The organism is Weizmannia agrestimuris, assembly GCF_943193165.1.
GTDB classification, from domain to species: domain Bacteria; phylum Bacillota; class Bacilli; order Bacillales; family Bacillaceae_C; genus Weizmannia; species Weizmannia faecalis.
The window spans coordinates 1-6,928 of the sequence record NZ_CALPDC010000074.1 but is presented as its reverse complement, the minus strand read 5'-3'; the positions used below and the strand labels follow the sequence as shown (position 1 = coordinate 6,928).

Annotated in this window: 7 protein-coding genes and 1 pseudogene; all 8 read right to left on the bottom strand. The window is 43.4% G+C overall.

What is annotated here, in order from left to right:
• Window positions 1-210: 210 nt before the first annotated feature.
• Window positions 211-1,131 (bottom strand): ribose ABC transporter substrate-binding protein RbsB, encoded by a 921-nt coding sequence (rbsB, locus tag NFR98_RS15310; protein WP_071452433.1) that lies wholly within the window; start codon window positions 1,129-1,131, stop codon window positions 211-213.
• Window positions 1,132-1,146: 15 nt separating this feature from the next.
• Entirely contained in the window at window positions 1,147-2,091 is a 945-nt protein-coding gene (locus NFR98_RS15305) for an ABC transporter permease subunit (RefSeq protein ID WP_026684459.1), read from the bottom strand.
• A complete protein-coding gene (locus NFR98_RS15300) occupies window positions 2,075-3,574 on the bottom strand; it encodes a sugar ABC transporter ATP-binding protein (protein WP_014097053.1) in 1,500 nt (499 codons plus the stop codon). Before NFR98_RS15300 ends, NFR98_RS15305 begins: the two co-directional genes overlap by 17 nt.
• 46 nt (window positions 3,575-3,620) lie before the next feature.
• Window positions 3,621-4,013, bottom strand: a complete 393-nt coding sequence (rbsD, locus tag NFR98_RS15295) for a D-ribose pyranase (RefSeq protein ID WP_035183437.1) — start codon at window positions 4,011-4,013, stop codon at window positions 3,621-3,623.
• The gene (gene rbsK / locus NFR98_RS15290; RefSeq protein WP_014097051.1) at window positions 4,013-4,894 is read right to left on the bottom strand and encodes a ribokinase; all 882 of its coding nucleotides are present in this window, start codon (window positions 4,892-4,894) and stop codon (window positions 4,013-4,015) included. Before rbsK ends, rbsD begins: the two co-directional genes overlap by 1 nt.
• A gap of 2 nt (window positions 4,895-4,896) precedes the next feature.
• Window positions 4,897-5,874, bottom strand: a complete 978-nt coding sequence (locus NFR98_RS15285; protein WP_071452128.1) for a LacI family DNA-binding transcriptional regulator — start codon at window positions 5,872-5,874, stop codon at window positions 4,897-4,899.
• A 456-nt stretch (window positions 5,875-6,330) separates the two neighbouring features.
• Entirely contained in the window at window positions 6,331-6,606 is a 276-nt protein-coding gene (locus tag NFR98_RS15280; RefSeq protein ID WP_195854863.1) for a hypothetical protein, read from the bottom strand.
• A pseudogene (locus NFR98_RS15275) lies at window positions 6,603-6,928 on the bottom strand (DUF4351 domain-containing protein); the annotation flags it as partial. The pseudogene NFR98_RS15275 and the gene NFR98_RS15280, both read right to left, overlap by 4 nt.

Here is a 6,928-nt window from a genome sequence, read left to right as displayed (position 1 = left end):
AGAACAGCCGCAATCTTAGAATTGTTGAGAAAAGGATTGGAAAAATAACTTTGGCTAAAGCCAACCGAAATTCATCTTCCACCTACTCATTGGTGCGATTCGCACCTTCACATTCCTTGAGGATGGGAGACTTCTTTCGGAAAGCCGTTAAATAATCCTGCTGAACGAACCAGATACGCAAGGAGATCCAGTCCGTTCAGCAGGACAAACTTATTTTTCCTTTACCAATTTTAACGGCACAGCAATACGGCTTTTGACTTTTTTCCCTTTTAATATTTTGGACGCAGCCTGAACGGCTTCTTTTCCGATTAGTACAGGCTGTTGGGCGACTGTCGCACTCAACTGCCCTTGTTTAACAGCTTTTAATCCATCATCCGTTCCGTCAAATCCCACCACAATTATATTTTTTCCTGAACTTTTAATCGCTTGGATGGCCCCTAAAGCCATTTCATCATTTTGGGCAAAAACAGCCTGGATGTCTTTGTGCCCTTGCAAAATATTTTCCATTACGTTCATGCCCTGCGTACGGTCAAAATTAGCTGTTTGTTTCGTAACAATATTTAATTCTTTATCTGCAATGGAGTCAAATCCCTGTCCCCGTTCACGTGAAGCAGATGCACCGGGTGTTCCCTGCAACTCTGCAACTTTTGCATCTTTCCCAACCTTGCTTATGATATAGTTTGCTGCCATCTTTCCGCCTTTCACATTATCTGAAGCAACTAAAATTTCCACTTTCCCCTTATCTGCAGACCGGTCAAGCGTAATCACCGGAATGCCGATGTGATTCGCGCTTTCAACTGCGGATGAGACAGCCGCAGAGTCTACCGGATTGATAAGTAAAATATCTACACCTTGCTGGATAAGATCTTCTATATCATTAATTTGCTTAGCGGAATCATTTTGGGCATCTGCCGTAATCACTTTCATTCCCTTTTTCTTTGCTTCCTGGAGCACACCGTTTTTCAATGAAACAAAGAAAGGATTATCCAAGGTAGAAACACTTAAGCCGATTTTCATATCCTTTAATTCTTTATGATGGCCCGGTTTTGCCCATGATGGCGGTTCCATGGAACAAGCAGCTAAAGACAATATAAGCAAACATACAGTCATCATTTTCATCATCTTTTTCATCATCTGCACCCCGCTTTACGATTTTTTCCGGTCAATTAAGACAGCAATTAAAATGACGACCCCTTTTACGACCTGTTGATAAAAAGAAGAGACTCCCAGAATGTTTAATCCATTGTTTAATGTACCAATAATAAGTGCGCCGACCAGTGTGCCGAAAATTCTTCCTTTGCCGCCTGACAGACTTGTCCCGCCTAAGACAACCGCTGCAATCGCATCCATTTCATAAGAAGTGCCTGCTGTCGGCTGGGCCGAATTGAGACGCGAAGTTAAAATGGACCCGGCAAGTGCTGCCAATAACCCTGCCAGACTGTAGATTAACCACTTTACCCGGTCCACTTTAATCCCGGAAACAAGAGCAGCTTTTTCATTTCCGCCCACTGCATATGTTTTTCTACCAAAAGAAGTTTTGTGCAAAATAAACCATAAAATGAAAAATGTGATGACCATCGTAATGGCCGGGACCGGAATGCCTAAGAAATAGCCGCGGCCAAACAGCTGGAATGCGAAGTTGTCACCAAGTCCGGTAATTGGATTTCCGTTTGTATATACCATTGTCAAACCGCGGTATATCGTCATGGTAGCCAATGTTGCAATAAACGGGGCGACTTTTCCTTTTGTAATAAACAAACCGTTCACAGCGCCCAACAGCGCACCGATCAAGGCTGAAAGAACGATTGCTAGAAGGGGATTCAGACCTGCAACAATCATTCCTGCCATGAGGGCACTGGATAATGCCAGCGTTGAACCAACAGATAAATCGATTCCGCCGGTTAATATCACAAAAGTCATGCCAAATGCAATCAATCCGTTAATCGATACTTGCCGCAATAAGTTGAGCAAATTCAAAGGAGCAATAAATGAAGGATTTAAAATGGCAACAACAATAAATAACAAGATAAAAGCAAGTAATGGACCGAGTTTTTGCAGAACAACCGTGCTTCTTTTAGTTGCTTGTTCCATGTTTTTTTCCTCCCGTCGCTAAGAACATGATATTCTCTTGTGTAGCTTCCGCTTTGTCCAATTCGCCGGCAATTTCTCCTTCATGAATAACAAGAACCCGGTCACTCATCCCAAGGATTTCCGGTAATTCAGAGGAAATCATGATGATGGCCATACCCCTTTCCGTTAATTCATTCATCAAATAGTAGATTTCACGTTTTGCGCCTACATCAATTCCTCTTGTCGGTTCATCAAGAATCAATACTTTTGGAGCTGTTCCAACCCACTTTGCAAGAACCACCTTTTGTTGGTTACCACCCGATAGATCTCCGGCAACTGTTTCTGAAGAGGAGGTTTTAATTTGCAGCCTCTGAATCATCATGTCAACAAATGATTTTTCGTCAGCCGCTTTTATCACGCCATTTGGAGCAAAGCTTTCCAAGTTTGACAGCGCAATATTGTCGCGAATGGTAAAGTCAAGAATCAGCCCCTCATCTTTCCGGTTTTCTGTGATAAAAGCAATGCCTTTTTGTACCGCATCACTTGGATTTTTGATCCGGACCTTTTTCCCTTCAATAAAAATTTCGCCGGCATCGTAGGGATCAATGCCAAACAATGCGCGCATAATCTCTGTTCTGCCTGCCCCCATTAACCCTGCAACTCCAAGGATTTCCCCGGACCGGACCGAAAAATGGATATCCTTGAATTTTTGCCGGCTGGAAAAATGGCGGACTTCTAAAATCGTATTTCCTTGACGGGCTGTTCTTTGTGGAAATTGTTCTTCTAAATCACGGCCCACCATTTTTTTAACGACTTCCTGATAACCGGTATCTTTCGTCCGTTTTGTATCGACTGTTTTACCATCCCGCATCACTGTAATTCTGTCGCTGATTTGAAAAATTTCATCCATTCTGTGAGAAATATAGACGATCGAAACATGATTCTTTTTCAGTGATTCGATGACAGAGAATAAAGATTGAATCTCACGGTCGGTTAAAGCAGCCGTTGGTTCATCCATAATCATGACTTCAGCATCTGTAAGCAAGGCTTTCGCAATTTCAATCATTTGTTGTTCCCCCACCGAACAGGCACCGGCCAGCCGGTCAAATGGCAAGGAAATGTTTAAACGATCGAACACACCCTTTGCTAGCGCTTTCATTTCCTTCGTTTTTAAAACGCCAAAGGGACGTGTTATTTCTCTTCCGATAAATAAATTTTCAAGGACAGTCATTTCCGGCCAAATATTTAATTCCTGATGAATGAATGCAATGCCGGCCTGTTCCGCCTCTTTTGGATTTTGAAAAAGTGTTTCTTTGCCATCAATAATAATTTTGCCTTTATCTTTTTGATGGAGGCCAGTTAAAATATTCATTAAAGTTGATTTTCCAGCACCATTTTCCCCCATTAATGCATGGACCTCGCCGGGCAACAGCGAAAAATTTACACCTTCAAGCACCTTATTGGCACCAAAAGATTTATAGATGTCATGCATTTCAATTTGCATCGGGTTCCCTCCCTTTATTTTTGGCATCCCTTACTTTGTCGCATGCTTAGAAAAAAACACCCGCCTGTAAAATACAATTTGAATAAGCCGTCATTTCCCCGGTACGGATCACCGCTTTTGCTTTTTCTATCATTTTTTTAAAATCCTCATGTGGAACGAATGCTATCAAATTCGGAAACTGTTCATTTAAAAACGCCAGCTGGTCCGGGTTTCCGTCTTTCACTTCTTCTGCCGCAATGACTTTTTCTATCACCATGTCATCACAGACAGCCTTGACCACACTTTTAAACGAAGGGGTTCCCGGAGTTAATGCAAGGTCAATTTTCGGAACGCCTTTAGGAACCGGCAGTCCGGCATCGGCAATCACAAGCCAATCTGTATGTCCCAGGTCCGCCAAGACTTTTGTAATCGAGCTGTTCAACATTCCGTGCTTTTTCATCATCTTTTCCTCCCGTCTACTTCTTCGCGGGTGGGCATGCCGCCTTGTGCCCCGAATTTTGTCACCGACAACGAGGCAGCACGGTTTGCAAACAGGAGCGCTTCTTTTATTTCTTTCCCTTCTGCAACGGCTACTGCAAATGCGGCATTAAAAGTATCACCGGCTCCAGTGGTATCCACTGTTTCAACTGGAAAACTTGGTACGACAATCTCTTCTCTTCCGTCATAAAATCTTGCCCCGTTTTTCCCTTCTGTAATGATTAACTGGTTTGGATGCCGTTTTAATGCTTCGGACCTGTCTATCCCGTTGAAAAGGAAATTGCACTCATGCTCATTTGGCGTCAAGTATGCTGTTTTTTCAAGAATGGCTGGGGAAATTTTTCGTGCCGGTGCAGGGTTTAACAAGAGCGGAATCTGTTTTTTTTCACAAAGTTTCGCGACATATTCAACCGTTTCATATGGGATTTCTTGCTGGATTAAGACAATAGAAGAGCCTTCAAATGCTTCTTTTGCCTTTTCCACATAATCCGGTGTAACAAAATCGTTTGCTCCCTTGATAAAAATAATACTGTTGTCCCCTTCCGCCAACGTAATATGCGCGGTACCGGAACTGCAATGTGTAACCGGTTCCACATATTGTGTAGAGACATGATTTTGACGCAAATTTTCAATTAAGGCCGGGCCATACACATCATCCCCAACACAGCCAACCATGTTTACCTTTGCCCCAAGCCTTGCCGCAGCAACGGCCTGATTTGCTCCCTTTCCGCCCGGCACCGTCTTAAATGAGTGCCCTAAAATGGTTTCTCCTGCCTGTGGCCTTCTGTCAGCTGTCACGACGAGATCCATTGAGATGCTTCCGACCACTGTAATTTGCACCATTTCTATCCGCCTTCCTTTCTTGTTGTTTCCCTGTCTTTAAATGCAATCGGGAGTTTGATCTTCTTTTTCAAATTTGTCTGTTGATGCATGCATTCCAGCAAAAGTTTGGCAGCTTCCATTCCCATCTCATAAGCCGGCTGATGAATGGTAGAAAGCGCAGGATATACAAGCTGGCTGATGGGAATATCATCAAAGCCGATGATTTGCAGTTCATCGGGAATTTTTTTCCCTCTTGCCAATGCCTCCCGCAATACAGCAGTAGCCACCATATCATTGGCTGCAATGATCCCATCTGTATCCGGGTAACAGTCAAACAGCTGCTTTGCTGTTTCCAGAGCATGATGATACGAAAACGCGGTATTCAATACTTGAAACCTTGCACTGGACCGGCCAAGTTCAGTTAACGCCGCCAAAAACCTTTCCTGGGCGGTGCGCAAATGATGCGGCCCTCTCATCAGTGTGATATTATGGCTTCCCCGTTCGAGCAAAATTTGCGCAGCCAATTTCCCCCCAGCTTCCTGATCCGCGCAAACGGAAGGAAAGTCATCCTGAACTCGGTCCAGCAATACAACAGGAATGTCCAAACCGGCCCACTGTGAGATGTCATCGCTTGATGTACTGATAATCCCCATCACATTATGCTGTGAAAAGGCTTCTATATAATTCACTTCCTTTTCACGGCTTTCATCACTATTACCAATCATAACATGGTACCCTTCTTCCTGGAAAAAATCTTCCACACCCCTGGCAATCTCGGGGAAAAAAGGGTTTGTAATATCCGGGACAACAAGGCCGATCAGCTTCGATTGATGGTGATAAAGTGAACGGGCCACTTCGTTTGGTTTGTACGCTAATTTTCGGATGGCAGCCTCGACTGCCTTCCGGGTATTTTCATTGACATATCCCTTTCCGTTCAGTACGCGGGATACCGTTGCCACCGACACACCCGCTTCACTTGCCACATCTCTGATCGTTGCCAAATGCCTCACCTTTCTGTGTAACCGGTTACAGATAGTATAATATATCTCGCGAAAAAATTCAATCCATTTACGGCGATTTTAATGAGCTCCAAACAGCAATGGAATTTTCTTTGTTTAAAGGACTGCTTATAAGCGCGTGCCCGGATTTGAAAAAGTGCGAGGGACTTAAGCTCCGGTCATGGCAAGGTAACGGACTGCACCCCGCAAGAAACAGCCCGTTTTTAACGGATACCTGACTTCCATCTTATGCATGTTCCAATCGCTGTTTTATTTTTTTCTACTTCTGTGTGGCTGAGCTCGTTCATGTCAACAATCAATTGTGGCTCCACGCCATTCTTGAGCATCCCGGTCACAATGGTTTGTAAGAATGCCTTTCTGCCCTTCCTTATACTCCTTTTTCAAATACTTCTTTAAATTCCTTTTTATACCCGAGGTCATAATAATAATTCGGCAAGTCTAAAACAATTTCTTTTCCATCCACACCAGGGAGCCTGACTTCCATCTTATGAATGCTCCAGTTGCTGTTTTATTTTTTCCACTTCCGTCTGGGTCAGGCCGGTTTTTTTCTTCGATTAATTGAAGCTCCATACCCTCTGTAACATTTTGATGGCAATTGGTATCGTTTGCAAAAAATTCTTTTCTTTTTTCTTCTCTCCCCCTTCTTATGCCGCGGTCAAAATAGGGATTCGGCAGCTCTAATACTTGCTCTGCTTCGTCATAACTCGGGTTCAAGACTTTTCCCTTTCTATCTGCCTACTGATTTTCATGATCTCATCTTCACTCAAGCCGGATGCTTGGGCGATGACCTTCACATCCACTTGATTTTTTAGCAAGTTAACAATAAATCTTCTTAACCTTTTTTTCCTTCTTCTCTTTCTTCTTCTCTTTCTTCTTCTCTCCCCTTCTCTACTCCTATTTCAATTCCTTCCTCTTTCCCCTTCTTATACCCGCGGTCAAAATAGGAATTCGGCAATTTCAATACTTGCTCTGCTTCGTCCGGATCCAGCATTTTAATGTTTTCCATTACTTCCGCCTCCTCTTTTTCGTTCAATTT

Coding starts and splice junctions, on each gene's coding strand:
- rbsD (WP_035183437.1), bottom strand. CDS start 4,013: ATGAAAAAGCACGGAATGTTGAACAGCTCGATTACAAAAGTCTTGGCG.
- rbsB (WP_071452433.1), bottom strand. CDS start 1,131: ATGAAAAAGATGATGAAAATGATGACTGTATGTTTGCTTATATTGTCT.
- rbsK (WP_014097051.1), bottom strand. CDS start 4,894: ATGGTGCAAATTACAGTGGTCGGAAGCATCTCAATGGATCTCGTCGTG.
- NFR98_RS15300 (WP_014097053.1), bottom strand. CDS start 3,574: ATGCAAATTGAAATGCATGACATCTATAAATCTTTTGGTGCCAATAAG.
- NFR98_RS15305 (WP_026684459.1), bottom strand. CDS start 2,091: ATGGAACAAGCAACTAAAAGAAGCACGGTTGTTCTGCAAAAACTCGGT.